20 protein-coding genes are annotated in these 16,931 nt (G+C 64.4%); 9 read left to right on the forward strand and 11 right to left on the reverse strand.

All coding sequences use genetic code 11. The annotated features are described in order from the left end of the window. Window positions 1-122 (reverse strand): ATP-binding cassette domain-containing protein (locus B2Z70_RS05460; protein ID WP_292981969.1); only part of this gene is annotated, 122 nt, incomplete at its 3' end. Between the two features lie 376 nt (window positions 123-498). Here B2Z70_RS05460 and B2Z70_RS05465 point away from each other — a divergent pair. After that, on the forward strand, window positions 499-798 hold the full coding sequence (locus B2Z70_RS05465) for a DUF2794 domain-containing protein (RefSeq protein ID WP_241760702.1): 300 nt from the start codon (window positions 499-501) through the stop codon (window positions 796-798). Between the two features lie 55 nt (window positions 799-853). On the opposite strand, the gene B2Z70_RS05470 is transcribed toward B2Z70_RS05465, so the two are convergent. Continuing rightward, window positions 854-1,615, reverse strand: coding sequence for a Bax inhibitor-1/YccA family protein (locus B2Z70_RS05470; RefSeq protein ID WP_009802302.1), 762 nt, complete (start codon window positions 1,613-1,615; stop codon window positions 854-856). A 194-nt stretch (window positions 1,616-1,809) separates the two neighbouring features. On the opposite strand from B2Z70_RS05470, the gene thpR reads away from it, so the two are divergent. Together thpR and B2Z70_RS05480 are read left to right on the forward strand one after the other, a co-directional pair. Further along, entirely contained in the window at window positions 1,810-2,358 is a 549-nt protein-coding gene (gene thpR / locus B2Z70_RS05475) for an RNA 2',3'-cyclic phosphodiesterase (RefSeq protein WP_292981898.1), read from the forward strand. Between the two features lie 137 nt (window positions 2,359-2,495). Then, window positions 2,496-3,287 carry a CPBP family intramembrane glutamic endopeptidase gene (locus B2Z70_RS05480; protein WP_292981900.1) on the forward strand — a complete coding sequence of 264 codons (792 nt, stop codon included), beginning with the start codon at window positions 2,496-2,498 and terminating at the stop codon, window positions 3,285-3,287. Here the strand turns inward: B2Z70_RS05480 and B2Z70_RS05485 are convergent. The 8 genes from B2Z70_RS05485 to mutM form a co-directional block, all read right to left on the reverse strand. Then, complete coding sequence (locus B2Z70_RS05485; RefSeq protein WP_292981902.1) at window positions 3,244-3,909, reverse strand: TetR/AcrR family transcriptional regulator; 666 nt, start codon at window positions 3,907-3,909, stop codon at window positions 3,244-3,246. The genes B2Z70_RS05480 and B2Z70_RS05485 overlap by 44 nt on opposite strands. A 37-nt stretch (window positions 3,910-3,946) precedes the next feature. Further along, window positions 3,947-5,113 carry a DNA replication/repair protein RecF gene (gene recF / locus B2Z70_RS05490; protein ID WP_292981904.1) on the reverse strand — a complete coding sequence of 389 codons (1,167 nt, stop codon included), beginning with the start codon at window positions 5,111-5,113 and terminating at the stop codon, window positions 3,947-3,949. Next, window positions 5,110-6,228, reverse strand: a complete 1,119-nt coding sequence (dnaN, locus tag B2Z70_RS05495) for a DNA polymerase III subunit beta (protein WP_009802307.1) — start codon at window positions 6,226-6,228, stop codon at window positions 5,110-5,112. The genes recF and dnaN overlap by 4 nt, the downstream gene beginning before the upstream one ends. A 124-nt stretch (window positions 6,229-6,352) precedes the next feature. Beyond that, window positions 6,353-7,789: a chromosomal replication initiator protein DnaA gene (gene dnaA / locus B2Z70_RS05500; RefSeq protein WP_009802308.1), complete on the reverse strand. Its 1,437-nt coding sequence runs from the start codon at window positions 7,787-7,789 to the stop codon at window positions 6,353-6,355. Between the two features lie 457 nt (window positions 7,790-8,246). Further along, entirely contained in the window at window positions 8,247-8,516 is a 270-nt protein-coding gene (gene rpsT / locus B2Z70_RS05505) for a 30S ribosomal protein S20 (RefSeq protein ID WP_009802309.1), read from the reverse strand. A 120-nt stretch (window positions 8,517-8,636) separates the two neighbouring features. Further along, a complete protein-coding gene (locus B2Z70_RS05510; RefSeq protein ID WP_009802310.1) occupies window positions 8,637-9,413 on the reverse strand; it encodes an enoyl-CoA hydratase in 777 nt (258 codons plus the stop codon). A 123-nt stretch (window positions 9,414-9,536) separates the two neighbouring features. Then, window positions 9,537-10,436, reverse strand: a complete 900-nt coding sequence (locus B2Z70_RS05515) for a TraB/GumN family protein (RefSeq protein ID WP_292981908.1) — start codon at window positions 10,434-10,436, stop codon at window positions 9,537-9,539. A 109-nt stretch (window positions 10,437-10,545) separates the two neighbouring features. Continuing rightward, window positions 10,546-11,406 carry a bifunctional DNA-formamidopyrimidine glycosylase/DNA-(apurinic or apyrimidinic site) lyase gene (gene mutM, locus B2Z70_RS05520; RefSeq protein WP_292981910.1) on the reverse strand — a complete coding sequence of 287 codons (861 nt, stop codon included), beginning with the start codon at window positions 11,404-11,406 and terminating at the stop codon, window positions 10,546-10,548. A gap of 46 nt (window positions 11,407-11,452) precedes the next feature. Between mutM and B2Z70_RS05525 the strand changes: the two genes are divergently transcribed. The 5 genes from B2Z70_RS05525 (at window position 11,453) to B2Z70_RS05545 (ending at window position 14,980) form a co-directional block, all read left to right on the forward strand. Continuing rightward, on the forward strand, window positions 11,453-12,094 hold the full coding sequence (locus tag B2Z70_RS05525) for a hypothetical protein (RefSeq protein WP_292981912.1): 642 nt from the start codon (window positions 11,453-11,455) through the stop codon (window positions 12,092-12,094). A 61-nt stretch (window positions 12,095-12,155) separates the two neighbouring features. Continuing rightward, on the forward strand, window positions 12,156-12,929 hold the full coding sequence (locus tag B2Z70_RS05530; RefSeq protein WP_292981914.1) for a class I SAM-dependent methyltransferase: 774 nt from the start codon (window positions 12,156-12,158) through the stop codon (window positions 12,927-12,929). A gap of 104 nt (window positions 12,930-13,033) precedes the next feature. Next, window positions 13,034-13,399, forward strand: coding sequence for a YciI family protein (locus B2Z70_RS05535; protein ID WP_292981916.1), 366 nt, complete (start codon window positions 13,034-13,036; stop codon window positions 13,397-13,399). Continuing rightward, window positions 13,396-13,740: a YciI family protein gene (locus B2Z70_RS05540; RefSeq protein ID WP_009802316.1), complete on the forward strand. Its 345-nt coding sequence runs from the start codon at window positions 13,396-13,398 to the stop codon at window positions 13,738-13,740. The genes B2Z70_RS05535 and B2Z70_RS05540 overlap by 4 nt, the downstream gene beginning before the upstream one ends. A gap of 31 nt (window positions 13,741-13,771) precedes the next feature. Beyond that, window positions 13,772-14,980 carry an RNA polymerase sigma factor gene (locus tag B2Z70_RS05545; RefSeq protein WP_292981918.1) on the forward strand — a complete coding sequence of 403 codons (1,209 nt, stop codon included), beginning with the start codon at window positions 13,772-13,774 and terminating at the stop codon, window positions 14,978-14,980. Here the strand turns inward: B2Z70_RS05545 and B2Z70_RS05550 are convergent. Further along, a complete protein-coding gene (locus B2Z70_RS05550) occupies window positions 14,969-15,151 on the reverse strand; it encodes a hypothetical protein (RefSeq protein ID WP_292981920.1) in 183 nt (60 codons plus the stop codon). The two genes, B2Z70_RS05545 and B2Z70_RS05550, sit on opposite strands and share 12 nt — an antisense overlap. A 195-nt stretch (window positions 15,152-15,346) precedes the next feature. Between B2Z70_RS05550 and ubiB the strand changes: the two genes are divergently transcribed. Then, the gene (gene ubiB, locus B2Z70_RS05555; RefSeq protein WP_292981922.1) at window positions 15,347-16,876 is read left to right on the forward strand and encodes a 2-polyprenylphenol 6-hydroxylase; all 1,530 of its coding nucleotides are present in this window, start codon (window positions 15,347-15,349) and stop codon (window positions 16,874-16,876) included. The last annotated feature ends 55 nt before the right edge of the window (window positions 16,877-16,931 follow it).

A 16,931-nucleotide genomic window follows, 5' to 3' on the forward strand; every position in this document is an offset into this window, starting at 1 on the left:
GATTTGCCCGCGCCATTGGGGCCGAGGAACGCGACCACTTCGCCGCGTTCGACCGTAAAGGACACTTCATCCACGGCGGTGAAGCCGGCGAAGCGTTTGATCAGGCGGTCAGCGCGGATCATGGGCGGCGGATCATCCCGTCAGCGGCGGAAAACTGCACAACAGGGGTAGCTTACCTCTTCCCCTCACACCAGCTTTCTAGAGGCCCGGAATGACCAAAGCCTGAAAATTCAAAATCCGATGTCAGGAAGAAGGTGTCGACCGGCGCTCACCGCCAGACCCGGGGGGCTGGGGGGGCTGTGAATCCAGATCAGGCGGATTTTGTATGCGCCAGCCGACCGCTTTAAGGTGGTGACGGGGTTAGGCTGCCCGAGGACGAAATTGAGGCGAGATTGCGGCAGACTGTGAAAAGTTCGTAAGGTCCAGATCAAAGGTTAATTCAGAACAGACATGGCTTTGACTCCCCTTCCCACGCCCCGCCCGCGCGACGACCGGATCATGTTTCATCGCACGGAGCTGGACCAGATCCTGAGGGTTTACGGCATGATGGTGGCGGGCGGCGAATGGCGCGACTACGCCATAGACGGTCTCAAGGATCGCGCTGAATTCTCCATCTTCAGGAACGCCGCCGAAGTGCCGATCTATCGCATCGTGAAAACCCCGGCCGACGCCCGCAGGCAGGGCGCCTGGAAGGTGGTCGCGCCGGGCGGAACCATCCTCAAGCGCGGTCATGACCTGTCCAACGTGCTCAAGGTCTTCGACAACCAGCTCAGGAAACTCAGCTGGAGCGGATCCTGACAACAAAAAACCCCGGAGCGTTCGCTCCGGGGTTTTTGCCGGGATAACGGATCGCCTAGTCGCGATTGCCCAGGATCATCAGGATGATCTGGAACATGTTGATGAAGGCGATGTAGAGGTTCAGCGCGCCGTAATAGGTCAGCACGCCCAGGGACCGCTGGTCGCCGCGCGCCTCCACATAGGTCAGCTTCAGCGACTGGGTCTGCCAGGCCACCACGCCCGCCATCAGGCCCAGGATCGCGAACTGGATCAGCCATTGCAGGCCCGAGCTCTCGATCAGGAACACGTTGAGCAGCGAGATCAGCACAACGCCGATCACCGCCATGACGAGGAAGCTGCCAATGGGCTGCAGGTTTGTCTTGGTGGTGTAGCCATACAGCGAGAGACCGAAGAAGGCCGCTGCAGTAATGAAGAAGGCCTGCGCGATCGTGCCCATGGTGACCGAGATGGTCCCCGTCAGGGTCTCGGCGCTGGCGCCGGTGGTCGCCATCAGGACCCAGACCCCGAGGCCCGTGCCAATGAGGGAGACAACGGCCCAGTACAGGACCGCCGCGCCCAGCGGGGACGGGTTGCGCATGAAGAACATGGAGCCGAACAGCAGCACGATCGGGCCGAACTGGACCACGAAATAGAGCGGCGAGTTGAAGACGAGCTGCGTCACCGGATCCACAGTGCCCGCCACGAAGGCGAGAACGGCGGAGAGGACGAGCCCGAGGCCCATCTTGTTGTAAACGCCCAGCATGAAGCTGCGCAGGCCGGCATCCACAGAGGTGTCGAGCGTCTGTGCGCCGTAAGCAGGGTGCGAAAACTGGTTCATGATGTCCTTCTCAACCAGAAACAGGTGAACGCGACGATGCGCGCCTTGTGGTGTTGAATATCGGAGTTTTGCGCTCGGGTTTCAAGAGAAACCGGAATGGATCACATTCTGATATCCCTTATTATTAAAGGGATTTCACGTATCCTGCGCCGCGCCCGCTTGACGCAGCCGCCCCGCGCATGCCCCCTGAGACCATGTCGCTTCGTGTTTTCGCCGCCCTGCCCCTGTCTGACACCGTCGCCGATCAGGCCTGCGCCGAAATGACCGGCGTGCCGGACGCCAACTGGCGCCCGCGTGAAAACCTGCACATCACCTTGTGCTTTTACGGCGAGCTGGATGAACCGGTGATCGAGGAGCTTGATTCCGCGCTCGGTCAGGTCCGGCTGGCGCCCTTCGAGCTGAGGCTGGAAGGGGCGGGCCGGTTCGGCGGCGGCGATCCCAGCGCCATCTGGCTGGGCGTGGAGCATCATCCCGCCCTGATGGATCTGGCCCGGCAATGCCGGAAGGCGGCCCGACAGGCGGGCGTCGAGATCGAGAAGCGCGCCTATCTGCCCCATCTCACACTGGCTTACCTGAACCGGGATGTGGACATGGGCCGCGTCCAGCGCTTCGAGCAGAGACTGGGCCTGTTCAAGTCCGACCCGTTCACGGTGGATCGCTTCCATCTGTACTCGAGCTGGGCGCGCAAGCCGCACACGCCCAATCTCTATCGGATCGAGACGGAATATCCCCTTATCGCCTAGCGACAGGCCCGTCTCGATCAGGCCAGGTCGCGCACAGCCCGGCCCGCTTGGACCGCCCGCAAGAGGCGCGGCCATTGACATGTCAGCTCAATTCCTAAATATGAACATGAATTCGTATTCGTATCAGAGGCCCTGACATGTCCATATCTTCCGCCCCTCCTTCGCTTGCCGAGCGTCTGGTCGCCGCTGTGGCGTCCGAGCCCGCGCTCTGGTTCGGCATGGTCGCGATCGTGATCGCCTTCATCTACGCCGAGCTCAGCACGAAAGCCGCGCGTCGCCGCGCCAGGCTCCAGACTGAACGCGCGGCCCTGAAGACCATGACCGAAACGATCGTGATGCTCTGGCTGCTGGGCGGAATCTGTCTGGTCTGCTGGCTCGCCTCGGGACGGGATGTCATCAGCCTTGGCCTGAACCTGCCAGCCCTGACCGGTGAGAACGCTTGGCGCGGATGGGCCGGATGGGCCATCGCCTGCGTGTTTGTCCTGTTTCTGCTCAGCCAGCTCTTGCCGCTGCGCACGTCTGAAGGCCGTGCGGAGATGGCCAAGGCGCTCGAGGGCATGGAGGGCGTGGACCTGATCCAGCCGCAGACCGGGGCGGAGCACCGCCGCTTTCAGCTGATGGCGGTCAGCGCCGGCTGGAACGAGGAAATCATCTTTCGCGGTTTCCTGCTGGGCGCGCTGGTGCTGGTCATGCCGCTCTGGGCCGCCGCACTGGTCTCCATGGTGATCTTCATCGGCTTTCACACCTATCAGGGGGTGTCCGGCATGATCCGCATCATTCCCATCACCCTCGGTCTGACCGTTCTGGTGGTGCTGTCTGGCTCACTCTGGCCGGCGATCATCGTGCATATCGCCGCCGACATGGTGGGCGGGCTCTATCTCTATCTTAGCCGCAAGCCGGTTCCGACGCTGGCGCCCGCTGCGCCGTAAGATAGCCCCAGGCGAAATCGGCCAGTTCCTCCGCCAGCGTTTCGAGGCTCAACCCCTTGGGCGCTGGCGGTCCGAGATCGGGATACAGACCCGCCTCGATCAATGCCGTATTGAGAAAATAGGCGAGCGTCTCGATGGCCCTTGTCCGGTCGCGCTGGGTGATCTCGGCGTCAAAATGATCATAGAGGGCGCCCAGGGACTGTCGCGCGGTCTCCGTAATCTCTTCCCATCCCTCGCCAATCAGATCCGGCCGGATGCGCGCATACAGATGCACCGACCGCATGAGATGGGCTTCGCGCGCCATGAAGCGCGCGCCGACCCGCAAGGTCCGATGCAGCACCCCGCGCAGGCTCTCATCGGTATCCTGCTCGGCCTCGGCGTGCTGATCGGCGGCGTGATCCTCAAGCCGGGCCTTGTAGAGCTCGAACAGGACCGGAATGAAGGCGTCCTTATTCTCGAACCGGTTGTAGACCGCCCCCACAGACACCCCGGCTTCGTGCGCGATCTCGGCGACGGAGATCTGCTCGAACGCCTTCTGGCGCAACAGACGCTCGAGCGCCGCGACCAGTTTGTCGCGCGTGTGCTGGGATCGGGTCTGCAGAGCCGGTTTTGCGCCTTTCATGAGAGGTGTTGAACTCCGATCAGCTCCACTTGGCAAGTCAGTCCAGAAGCCGGGCGGAGCCGTCTCGGACTTCCACCCGCTGGGCGCCGGTTCCAAAGGCCTCGAACAGGACCGGCTCCACGCCGGTCATGAACGCCTGAACCCCGAGATCGAGCACGGTTTCGGCAAGACCGTCCCGGCGCGCGGCGTCGAGATGCGCGCACGCCTCGTCAAAGATCAGCACCGGACCGCGGCCCGACAGGCGACGAATGGCGGCGGCCTGGGCCAAAGCAAGCCCCAGCACCATGGATTTCTGCTCCCCCGTCGAGCAATCAGAAGCGGGCTGGGACTTGGCGCGATGCCGCGCGTCCAGCTCGGTGCGATGCGGTCCGGTCAGCGCCCGGCCCGCTGCGCCGTCGCGCGGTCGCACCCGCTGGAGCTCGTCCGCGAACCAGTCTTCCGCCTCGCCCGCCTTCAGACCTTCAGCGAGTTTGGCTTCCACCGCCCCATCAAGCGCCAGGTCCGCCTTGGGAAACTGGCTTTCAGGGCGCGTGTCGATCTCGTCCTGCAAGCGCGCGAGGGCATCGAGCCGCGCGGCGGCCAGCGCCACGCCGGACGCCGCCATTTCCGCCTCCAGCGCGTTGAGCCAGTCAGGGTCCGCCCGGCCGCCCTCGGCGACCCGGTCCAGAAGCCGCTGACGCTCCTTCATGGATTTCTCGTACGCGCTGGCCGAGCTGGCGTGATCGGGCGCCGCGGCGAGGACCAGCCGGTCAAAGAAGCGCAGTCGATCCGCACGCGGCCCGGCCCAGAGCCGGTCTTCTCGCGGGGTCAGCCACAGCATGGGGATCAGGCGCGCCAGCTCGGTCTGGGTCGCGGCGGCGCCATCGAGTTTCGTCCGCCGACGGGTCGGGTTCTGAGGGTCGGCGCCGGTGGCGAGGCTGACCGGGCCTTCCGGCGTCATCGCCTCGGCATAGACCGCCCAGAGCGGGTCCACGCCCTCATCGGTGCGACGACGCACGGCGTCCGCCCCGGCGGCGCGCAATCCGCGCCCCGGCCCGAGAAAGGACACCGCTTCCACAAGATTGGTCTTGCCCGCGCCGTTCTCGCCAAACAGAGCAACCGGTCGCGCATCGAGCGCGAGATCGAGACGGGCGTAATTGCGAAAACCGGTGAGCTTGAGCCGCGTGACGGCGGGCCCACCGGTATCAGGGCCGCTTGAGGTCACACCCGCAGCGGCATCAGCACGTATTCCGCGTCCTTGTCGCCGGAATCGGTGACGCGGGTGGGCGAGCCGGAATCAGCAAGCTCGAAGATCGCTTCATCGCCTTCGATCTGGCTAGCCACATCCAGCAGATAGCGGGCGTTGAAGCCGATGGTCATCTCGTCCGCGCTGTAATCGGCGACCAGCTCTTCGCTGGCGGCGCCGCTTTCAGGGTTGTTCACGGTGAGGGTGACCTGACCCGGCGCGAGCGACAGCTTCACCGAGCGCGATTTTTCCTGGCTGATGGTGGCGACCCGGTCCACGGCCTGGGCGAAGGGCGCGCGATCAATGCGCATCACCTTGTCATTACCGCGCGGGATGACCCGCTCATAGTCGGGGAAGGTGCCGTCGATGAGCTTCGAGGTCAGCACCGCGGCGCCGAGCTGGAAGCGGATCTTGCCTTCAGAGACAGACACATCAACATCGCCGTCGAGATCCTCGAGCAGGCGGCGCAATTCCTGGATCGGCTTGCGAGGCACGATCACCGCCGGCATGCCCATGGCGCCGTCAGGCAGATCGGTTTCCGCCAGCGCCAGACGGTGGCCGTCCGTCGCAACGGCGCGCAGGGTCTTGCGACCATCGCGCTCGGCGGCGTGCAGATGGATGCCGTTGAGATAATAGCGCGTCTCTTCGGTGGAGATGGCGAACTTGGTCTTGTCGATCAGGCGGGCGATCTCGCTGGCGGGCGCGGTGAAGCTGACCGCCAGATCCTCGCTCGGCATGACCGGGAAGTCGCCCGGCGGCAGGATCGGCAGATTGAAGCGCGAGCGCCCGGCCGACAGCAGGATGCGCGGATCATCGCCGCCCAGCTCCAGAGTCACCTGGCTGCCTTCAGGCAGCTTGCGGGCGATTTCATAGAGGGTGTGCGCGGGCGCGGTGATCAGCCCCTCGCGCTCCACACTGGCTTCGGCCTCTTCCACGATCTCCATGTCGAGGTCGGTCGCGGTGAAGCGGGCGAACCCGTCTGACGCATTGATCAGCACGTTGGACAGGATCGGAATGGTGTTGCGGCGCTCCACGACGGCCTGAACGTGGCCCAGAGCCTTGAGCAGGATCGCGCGCTCTATCGTGAGCTTCATGTGTCGCCTCGAACAGAGAATTCAGAACAGGAGGGCGAGAATCGCCTGATTTGGGTCAAGCACCATAGCCTAAAAAAAACGACCGCAAGAAGGGGGTCTTGCGGTCGTTTTTCAATGAAACTGCTTAACCCCGCAAGCGGCGGCGCAGCGCCTCCACATCTTCGGCCAGCACCGCGTCCGAGGTCAGGGTCTCGGTGATCTTGTTCACCGCATGAATGACGGTGGAGTGATCGCGACCGCCGAAGCGGCGACCAATGTCCGGCAAGGACCGCGTGGTCATGGTTTTCGCCAGATACATGGCGATGTGACGGGGGCGCACGACCGCCTTGGTGCGGCGCTTGGAGATCAGATCATCCACCGTGATGGAGAAATAGGACGCGACGCTTTTCTGGATATCGTCCACCGTGATGCGGCGCTCAGCCTTCACCGGCAGCTCGCCCAGCGCCTCCTCCACCGTCTCCATGGTGACGGGGCGGTTCATATAGGCGGTGCGCACGATGATGTTGTTCAGGACGCCTTCGAGCTCACGCGCCGAGCTGGTGACCCGGGCGGCGAGGAAGTCGCGCACGGTTTCGGGCACTTCCAGATCCGGGCAGTGATTGCGCGCCTGGGCGATCTTGCAGTCGAGGATCTTGCGGCGCAGATCGAGATCCGGGCCCTGGAGCGGACAGTTGAAGCCCCCCGCGAGAATGTTGCGCAAGCGATCATCGGAGACGCTGAGCTGGGAGGGCGCGCAATGGGAGGCGAGCACGACCTGCTTCTCGGCGCTGATCAGGGCGGTGACGGTCTGCAGGAACTCGTCTTCCGTGCGCGGCTTGCCGCAAATGAAATGCACATCGTCGATCAGCAGCATGTCGCAATCGCGCACCAGATCCTTGAAGGGCTGGACGTCGCGAGCGCGCAGGGCGGACTGGAAGCCGTTGAGGAATTCCTCCGCCGTCAGGTACAGCACCTTCTTGCGCTTGCCGCTGAGCGAGGCGGAATGAGCGATCGCCGCCAGCAGGTGGGATTTGCCCACGCCGTAATCGCCATGGAAGAAGACGGGATTGAAAGGCGGCGCATCCGCGCTGGCCACGGCCCGCGCCGCGGTCGCCGCCATCATGTTCGCCGAACCCACCATGAAGGTGTCGAAGGTGAAACGGGCCTCGCGCTTGGCCTCGGCCTCAACGGGCTCGGCCGGCGGCAGGGCCGCGGTTTCAGACACGCCGCCGGCATTGAGCGCGGCCACGGATACCGTCTGGGACTTGGCGGAGGAGAGCGTTTTCTCCGTACAGATCACGATATCGCAAGCCTGTTCGGCGACGCTGGCCCAGAGCGCGCGCAGGCGGACGCCCACATTGTCCTCGACCCAGGCGCGGCCGAACTCGTTCGGACAGATCACGCACACGCGGCCCGCCGCATCCAGCTCCACCCGGAGCCGGGCGATCTCGGCGGCGTACACCAGATCTCCGCATTCTTCGCGCAAGCGCGCACGGACGGCGCGCCAGACGGTCACGATCGAGCTGGAATCCATCACGTCCATCCCGTCACGTCGCGCCGTCGCATCTTGAGAATACCCCATGTGCCCCAACCTTCATTCCACTCTGCGCGCCCCGGTATGCCCGCGGTCGCGGCTTTAATTTTGAACGCAGTTCTCCCGCACCCAGCACGCATGTTATCGTGCTCGGCGGACTGGCTTCGGTCCGTGTGGGGACAACTCCGTCGAGGTCGTCAGGTTACCGTCGCGAGCGCGCGAATCAACATGATTAACCCACGCATTTTTCGGATTCCGCGCTTGACAGGTTGATTCCTAAAGCAGGTCGGGCGTTTGCGATCTGAAAAAAAATTTCGCTGTTTTCAGGGCTTGCGCCGCGGGGATTTCTTGATCTAGCGACACGACCATCCCTGCTCTGAATAAGAAAATTAATCTACTGTTTTTATTAGAATTTTGCATCCGCACAAAATTACTGCAGAACAAAAAAGAACGCCCGCACAGCTCTGTGCGGGCGTTCTTTTTTCGTCCGGGTATGGACCAGCTTTTAAGAAGCCGTCATCGACTTCACGCGGGCCGAAAGGCGCGAGACCTTGCGGGCGCCGGCGTTCTTGTGGATCACGCCCTTGCTGACCGCTTTCATCAGCTCGGACTCCGCGGTGCGCAGTGCGGCGCGAGCCTGATCCTGATCGCCGGTCGCGATGGCCGCGTCGACTTTCTTGACATAGGTGCGCATGCGCGTGCGACGGGCTTTGTTCAGGGCCGTGCGGCGCTCAATCTTGCGCGCCATTTTCTTGGCGGATGACGTGTTCGCCATGAGGTCTCCAGATCCGTATGATCAAGGGCGCCAGGCCAAAGCCGGCCGCCGGGTAAAACTATGAGGCGCGGCGTATACCGGTCTGCGCAGGTGCGGTCAACTGGTATACGCCAAGATTCATCACCGATGCTTGAAATGCGCAGCGCGTTTGTCAGCAAACGCAGCCATGCCTTCGGTCTGATCCTCGGTGGCGAATTGCGACTGGAAGACGCGCCGTTCAAAGCGCACGCCCTCGGCCAGACCCATTTCAAAGGCCATGTTGATGGCCTCTTTGGTCATCATGGCGATGGGCAGGGATTTGGAGGCGATCGTGGTCGCCGCTTCCATGGCGACGTCCAAGAGCTCTTCCGCCGGCACTATACGGCTCACAAGGCCCGCGCGCTCGGCTTCCTCGGCGGGCATCATGCGGCCGGTCAGGCACAAATCCATGGCCTTGGCCTTGCCCACGGCGCGCGGCAGGCGCTGGGTGCCGCCCGCGCCCGGCATGACGCCGAGATTGATCTCGGGCTGGCCGAACTTGGCGGTTTCGCTGGCGATGATGAAATCGCACATCATGGCGATCTCGCAGCCGCCGCCCAGCGCATAGCCGGACACAGCCGCGATGATCGGCTTGCGGAAGCGCGCCACGCTCTCCCAGGATTCCGCGAAGGGATCGTGCTTGTAGAGGGACACGAAGTCCTTCTCCTGCAGTTCCTTGATGTCGGCGCCGGCGGCGAACGCCTTGGCCGACCCGGTGAGGATCACGCAGCCGATCTCTTCATCACGCTCGAACGCGGCGAGGGCGTCCTTGAGCTCATTGGTGAGCTCGTCGCACAACGCGTTCAGGGCGGACGGACGGTCAAGCGTGATGACGCCCACCCGGCCTTCGGTTTTCACTTGGATCGTATTGTAGGCCATGCGGCCCTCCGATGCGGTTACGCGCTCATCTGCGCGGGATATGCGTCAAAACGGGCGCTCTCATAGCGGAAGCCCGACCGGTGGTCACCCCCGGCGGGCCCCGCTTTTCGCAGACGCAGCGTGCTACTGGACGCGGCGGACCTCGAGACCCCGGGCCTGGAGGAGGGCGATGACGCCTTCCTCACCGGGCATGTGACCGGCGCCCACCGCAATGAGAACATCCTCGTCACCGTCCAGCGCCGCGGCGATTTCCGGCGCCCAGTTGCGATTGCGCTGAACCAGGATCACGTCGTAGAGCTCTGGCGTCTGCTCGCGCATGTCCGAGTTCATGATCTCGTTGAGACGGTCCATGTCGCCCTCGGCCCAGGCTCCGACCAGATCGTCAAACATGTCGGGGTTCTCCACCGCCTCATGCAGGCTCAGCTCCAGATTGGCGAGCTGGGTCTCATAGGGCATGTCGGCGAAAAAGCGCAGCTGTTCCTCGACGGTCTCGAGATAGTGAAACGTCTTGTCCTGATCGGCCAGGCGCTGGTTGAGCACGACCTCGACGCCGCTGGCGGGATCATATCCGGCCGCCTGCATCTGCAGCACGGCCAGCTGGATCGTGGCGATCCAGGGCTGGTAGGGGTCAAGCGCGGCCCTGAGCTGGTCCGGGTTCGCGCCCAGACGTCCCGCAAACGTCGCCAGGTCGGCGTTCGCCTCATCGCTGAGCCTCTGGGTCATCGGCGTGTCGGTGGTGTTGAGCCCCAGTTGCGGAATCAGCGTCGTCATCTGGGCGTTCGCTTCAGGCGACAACGTGTCCGCCTCGAACCAGACCTGCTCGACCTCTTCCAGCACCGTGTCGAGATAGGGCGTTCGCCAGTCCAGGTCAGGATGCAGGATATGAACCGTGCCCAGCAGATAGACCGTGCTGTCCTCGTCTGACATCGCCCAGATGGCCGGGGCCTCCGCCTCGGACTGCGCGACAGCGGGCGAAACAGCGAGCATCAGGCCCGCGAGCGCGCCCAGAATTGGCTTGAACATTCAGAACCTCGTTCAGGTTTACTCTTCACCCACAGGGATAAACAGCGCCGCGCCCGGTTCAACCCAAACCGGTATGGTTAACAAAAGTTCATGTTAAGAACAGGTCGGCTCAACGCTGACAGGACGGGCAGAAGAAGGTGGATCGACCTGACTGCACGATGCGTTCGACACGGCTGTCCTCGCAGCGATGGCACGGCTCGCCCTCGCGTCCATAGACATCGAAGCGGTGCTGGAAATATCCCATCGCGCCATCCGCTCCCGCATAGTCACGCAAGGTGGAGCCGCCCGCCTCGATGGCTTCTGAAATCACGGACCGGACCGCAGGCGCCAGACGCGCCGCCCGGGCGCCGGGGATGGACTGGCACAGACGGCGCGGGCTGATCTGCGCCCGCCAGAGCGCCTCGCAGACATAGATATTGCCCAGACCCGCAACCACATGCTGATCCAGCAATCCCGCCTTGATCGGACTGCGGCGCCCCTTGAAGGCCGTGTTCAACAGGTCTTCTGAGAAACCGTTCGAGAGCGGCTCAGGCCCCAGATCCCTGAGATAGGGCTGGGCGGCCTCGGCGTCTGTCTCGTAAAGCGTCATGAAGCCGAAACGACGCGGGTCGTTATAGGTGACCGTCACCCCGCCCTCCATCTGAAAGACGACATGGTCATGGGCCGGATTGGCGGGAGCGGCATACACGAAATCCCCCGGCTGGCGGCTGATATCCTCCGCCGTCACCGAAAACCGTCCTGACATGCCCAGATGCATCAGCAGCGTCTCGCCCGATCCCAGGCGCGCCAGGAGATATTTCGAGCGCCGGTCGAGCCGTTCGACCACACTTCCCGTCAGGCGCTCGGCGAAGCGGTCGGGGAAGGGGAAGCGCAGATCGGGTCGCCGCGCCTCGGCGCGCAGGATGCGCCGTCCCTCCATCGCCGGGATCAAACCGCGCCGCACCGTCTCGACTTCAGGCAATTCGGGCATCTAGACTGTCCTTGAACACCGGATCCTCGGGGGGAGGAGATAGGCCATGAGCGCCAGACGCGCGAGCCTTGTTGATGCGCGACAAGCAGGCCAGTGCGTGCAGGCGGCCCTGATGGCGTTGACGGAGCGACGCGCGGGAGCGGATGCGCCCGTCGATTATGCCCGTCGGGTCCGCAATCCCTGGACCCGGGACCTGGCGGTCGAACTGGCGCTGGAGATTGACCGCGTCATCCCGCACTCGGACGCCTTGCGTCAGGAAGTCTCCGCCAAGATGGGACCGCTCAACCGCGCCCTGCCCGAGCTGGGCGTCAGACTGGCCGAGGGCGGGCCCTATCCCGTGAGCTGGCGGGTCTATGCGGCGGATGACAGCGCGCTGCGCGATCAGCCCGCCGTGATCCATGCGCAATGGCGCGGGCAATGGCCCCATCTCAGCCGCGCCTGTGATGATCTGGCCCAGGCCCGCACCGGCTTGCGCGTGCTGCTTACCCAGGCCGATCCGACGCGGGAGGTGGACGGGCTCGATCTGGTCACCGCCTGCGCCTATCGCCTCAGCGCCTATGCTCCGCCGGGCGATTGCGTGATGCTGGGCTTTTACAGCCCTGACGGGGGATGGCGGGAGCGCGCGGGCTTCACCCTGTTCCGCTATGTGACCGGCGATCAGGCGGTCACCGCGCTTGAGACCGATTGAGGCGTTTGGGCGCGGTAGATCAGGCTGGCGTTGAGCGCTTTCGCGCACTAGCTTGGCCGCCATGACCCAGACCTCAGATCAAGACACCGTCTCCTTCGGTTTCCGCGATGTGGCCCGCACTGAAAAGCAGGGCCTAGTCCGCAACGTCTTTGACCGTTCGGCGCGCAAATACGACCTGATGAATGATCTGATGAGTCTCGGGGTGCACCGGGTCTGGAAGGACATCACGGTCACCAAGGCCGGGCCCCGCCCCGGCGCGCGCCTGATCGACGTGGCGGGCGGCACCGGCGATATCGCCCGGGCCTGGCTCGATCGCGCCGATGCGATGACCCTGCGGCGCGGCACGGATCAGTACGCCGAGGCCGTGGTCGCCGACATCAATGAACAGATGCTGCTGGCGGGCCTCAAGCGCGGCGAACGCGACCGGCTCGACTGGTGCACCGCCAACGCGGAATGCCTGCCTTTTGACGACGGGGTGGCCGACGCCATCACCATCGGTTTCGGCATCCGCAATGTCACTGACCGGATCAAGGCGCTCAAGGATATGCGCCGCGTGCTCAAGCCCGGCGGACGGTTTGTCTGTCTGGAGTTTTCCCGCCCCACCACGCGTCCGCTTGAAAAGCTCTATGACGCCTGGTCCTTCGGCGCGATCCCCAAGATCGGCGAATGGGTGGCGAAAGATCGCGACAGCTATCAATACCTTGTTGAATCCATCCGCAAGTTTCCCCACCAGGACGCCTTTGCGGCGGAACTGGAAGAGGCGGGCTTCGCACGCGTCAGCGTGACGAACCTGTCCGGCGGCATCGCCGCCATCCATATGGGCTGGAAGGTCTAGGCGGACTTTTTCAACTTTTTTCACGCGCCCTGTCGAAACAGACCTGGCTCGCCCGTCCTTGGATCATCCCTGTCATGCCGGCAGGGAGTAACAGGGAGGGAGCGATGCAGTTTGCACTCCTCATCTATGAAAACGCGGGAGATTTCGCCCGCAGGCGAGGACCGGAGGCCGCCGCCTACTGGTCAAGCTGGGCGGCCTATTCAGGCGCGCTGGAGGACCGCATGCCGCTCGGGGCCTGCCTGCAAGCGCCCGAGACCGGCGTCGTATTGCGGCGCTCGGGCGACACCCGGCGGATCACAGACGGGGCGTATTCGGACTCGCCTGAGCAGCTGGGCGGCGTCATCATGATCGACATGGACAGTGTCGAGGATGCGCTGAGCTGGGCGGAGCGTTGCCCGGCGGCCCTGAACGGCGCCGTTGAAGTGCGCCCTATCGAGTTCATCAATGACAGCGTGGAGACCCTGATATGAAATACGCCCTTCTGATCTATGGCGCAGAGAGCCAGTGGGCCGCCCTGAGCGAAGCCGAGCAAATGGCCATGTTTGAAAAGCACGGCGCTTATTCTGAAGCCCTTGCCGCAGCGGGCGTCATGGTCGGCGGCGAACCGCTGGACGCAGCTGCGACCGCCAAACGCGTCACCGATGCCGGCGTGCAGGACGGCCCCTATGCCGACACCAAGGAGCAATTGGGCGGCTTTTACGTGATCGAGGCGGACAGCATGAAGACCGCGCTCGACTGGGCGGCGAAATGCCCGCGTCTGCCCGGCGACCAGATCGAGGTCCGTCCCGTGCCCGCCTATGGCGACGCCTGAGACTGAGTCTGGAAACGATGAGGCGCGCGCGATGGCGGAGGCTGTCGCGCGCACGTCCTATGGACGCCTTGTGGCGAGGCTGGCGCGACGCTGGGGCGATCTTTCCCGCGCCGAGGACGCCCTGTCAGACGCCTTCGAGCGGGCCTTGCGCAGCTGGCCAGGGAGCGGACTGCCGGACCAGCCTGAAGCCTGGCTTCTGAAAACCGCTCATCGTCGCCTGATTGATGGCGCACGCCAGTCCGGCGTGCAGGCCCGCGCCGAGCCGGAGATCGAGCGCTTGCTGGATGAGTTGACTGAGCGTGATGATCCGGACGCCCTGCCCGATGAACGCCTCGGGCTGATGCTGGCCTGCGCGCATCCCGATCTTGATCCGACGCTGCATACCCCACTGATGCTGCAAGCGGTGCTAGGGCTGGATGCGGCTCGGATCGGCGCCGCCTTTCTGATCAGCCCCGCCGCCATGGGCCAGCGGCTGAGCCGTGGCAAGGCGCGCCTGCGCGAGCGCGGCGCCCGGTTCGACCTGCCCGGCAAGGACGAGCTGGCTGCGCGCATCACCCCGGTGCTGGACGCGATCTATGCCGCCTATGGCACGGGCTGGGACGAGATCGGCGCCAGTGAGAGCCGGGTGAGGGGCCTTGCGGGCGAGGCGCTCTATCTGAGCCGGCTTCTGACCGAGCTGGCGCCGGAGATCGCGGACGTCTGGGGGCTTTACGCCCTCATCGCCCATTGCGAAGCGCGCACCCCGGCAAGGCGGGACGCCGAGGGTCGGTTCGTTCCGCTGTCGGAACAGGACCCGCAACTGTGGGACGCCGCGTTGATCTCTCAGGCCGAGAACGCTCTGCGCCGGTCGCTGAAGCTCGCCCCGCCCGGTCGCTATACGCTGGAAGCCTCGATCCAGTCGGTCCACGCCGAACGGCGGGTAACCGCAGAGACCAACTGGCTGGCCGCCGCCGCGCTCTATGATGCCATGATCCGTCACGCCCCTAGCCTGGGCGCCCTGACGGCGCGCGCCTGCGCCCATGGCGAGGCGTTTGGGGCGGAGCGGGCGCTGGACAGTCTGGAAAAGCTTCAGGGTCAGGCGTCGGAGTATCAGCCGTACTGGGCGGCGCTGGCGCACTGGCTGGCGCGAGCTGGAAGACGCGAGGACGCCGCACGCGCCTATGAGCGAGCGATGGCGTTAAGCGCGGATCCGGCGGTGCGGGATTATCTGGGACAGGCCAGAGCGGCTCTATTGCGCTAAAAGGCGCTCCTGAACCGCATTCGGGCGGCCCATCAGGGCATCAGACGCCCCGTCCAGAAGTGGGTCCATGACAAGCGGGCCCAGAAAGAACACGCCGAAGAGCAGACCAAGCCAAAGGCTAGATGGCAGGCCGAGCCAGGCCTCAGGCTTGGTGTCGTTGTCCTCCATCATGGAGTTACGCTCCTGATCACAGCGCCCAGCTCTATCCAAAGTCGAGACGTTTCTCCTGAAACACTATGTTTGGCTTGGCCCTTGAGCAAGCCCGTCGCAAATGCAGCCCCGTGGTCCTGCGGATCACCATGACGCAGCCCGCAAGGCGCCGCGCCCCCTCGCCAAACCCGCCCCAGCGCCCTAAACCTCTCCCTCGTGTTTGGAACCATCTCGAACGTCTTTCGCCTGACGCGCGCCGCCTGGACGCTGGCCCGTCATGACGCGATCTTCCCGGCTGAGTACCAGTCGGCGTTTCCGGCGCCGGCGCGGGTGCTGGGCAAGTTCGCGCGTCTGATCGCCATCCGCGACCGGGCGAAGAATCCCGGCGAACGTCTGGCTCATGCCCTTGAAAAGCTGGGTCCGTCCTATGTGAAATTCGGTCAGGTGCTGGCGACGCGCGCTGATGTGATCGGCGCGGAGTTCGCCCGCGGCCTGTCCCGGCTTCAGGACAAGATGGAGCCCTTCGGCATGGCGCAGGCGCGCGCCACGATCGAGGCCGAGTTCGGCCAGCCGGTCGAAGCGCTGTTTTCTGAATTCGGCGAGCCGGTCGCCGCCGCCTCCATCGCGCAGGTGCACAAGGCGAAAACGCTCGACGGTCGCGATGTGGCCGTGAAGATTCTGCGTCCGGACGTGGCCGAACGGATCAAGCGCGACATCGCCGCCATGCGTCTGGGCTCAAAACTGGCCGAAGGTCTGTTCCCGGCCTCCAAGCGCATGGAGCCGCGCGCCTTTGTGGAGACCGTGGCGCGCTCGCTGGTGCTCGAACTCGATCTTCGTCTGGAAGCGGCCTCGGCCAACGAGCTGAGCGAAGCCGCAGTCGCGGCGCAGAACTTCTTCATTCCCGAGGTCGTCTGGCCTCTGACCGCCAAGAAGGTGCTCACCACCCAGTGGATCGACGCCATTCCGATGACCGATCTCGACGCAGTGCGCGCTGCGGGCGTGGATACGGTGAAGCTGGCGGGCGATCTGACTGACGCGTTCCTGTCGACCGCGCTCGAGCAGGGCGTGTTCCACGCGGACCTTCATGCGGGCAATCTGTTCGTGACGAAGGAAGGCCTGCTGTGGGCGGTGGATTTCGGCATTATCGGACGATTGGGTCGGGGCGAGCGGCGCTATCTGGCGCGCATCCTTCATGGCTTCCTGACCCGCGATTATGACGGCGCAGCGCAAGCCCATTTCGACGCCGGCTATGTGCCCGAACACCATTCCCGCGCCGATTTCGCCAGCGCCCTGCGCGCCGTGGCCGAACCGATTTTCGGCAAGAGCGCGGGCGAAACGCCCATGAGCCGGGTGCTCATGCAATTGTTCGAGATCACCGATCTCTATGACATGCATCTCCAACCCCAGCTGGTGCTGCTTCAGAAGACCATGGTGCAGGCCGAGGGCGTCTGTCGCCTGCTGACCGATGACCACAACATGTGGCAGGCGTCAGGCCCCGCCGTGGAGCGCTTCATGCGCCGCGAGCTGGGCCCGCAAGGCCGGATCGAGGATCTCAGCGAAGCCTTTGACCGCGCCAAGTCCGCCATCAAGCGCCTGCCCGACGCGCTGGACGAGCTGACCGAGACCGCCCGCGTCATGCGGGAACGCGAAACCCCGGATACGTCCGGCTCGCGCTGGCTGATCGCCGGGCTGGGCGTGATCGCCGGCGCCTCAGCCGCCATCGCGGTGCTGCTGGCGGTGATGTGATCCGTCCTCAGGTGACGTAAAGGCCTGTTCAGGGTAAGCCTGAGCTGAAACAGCC

It is taken from the genome of Oceanicaulis sp. UBA6590, from assembly GCF_002433705.1.
Lineage (GTDB): Bacteria > Pseudomonadota > Alphaproteobacteria > Caulobacterales > Maricaulaceae > Oceanicaulis.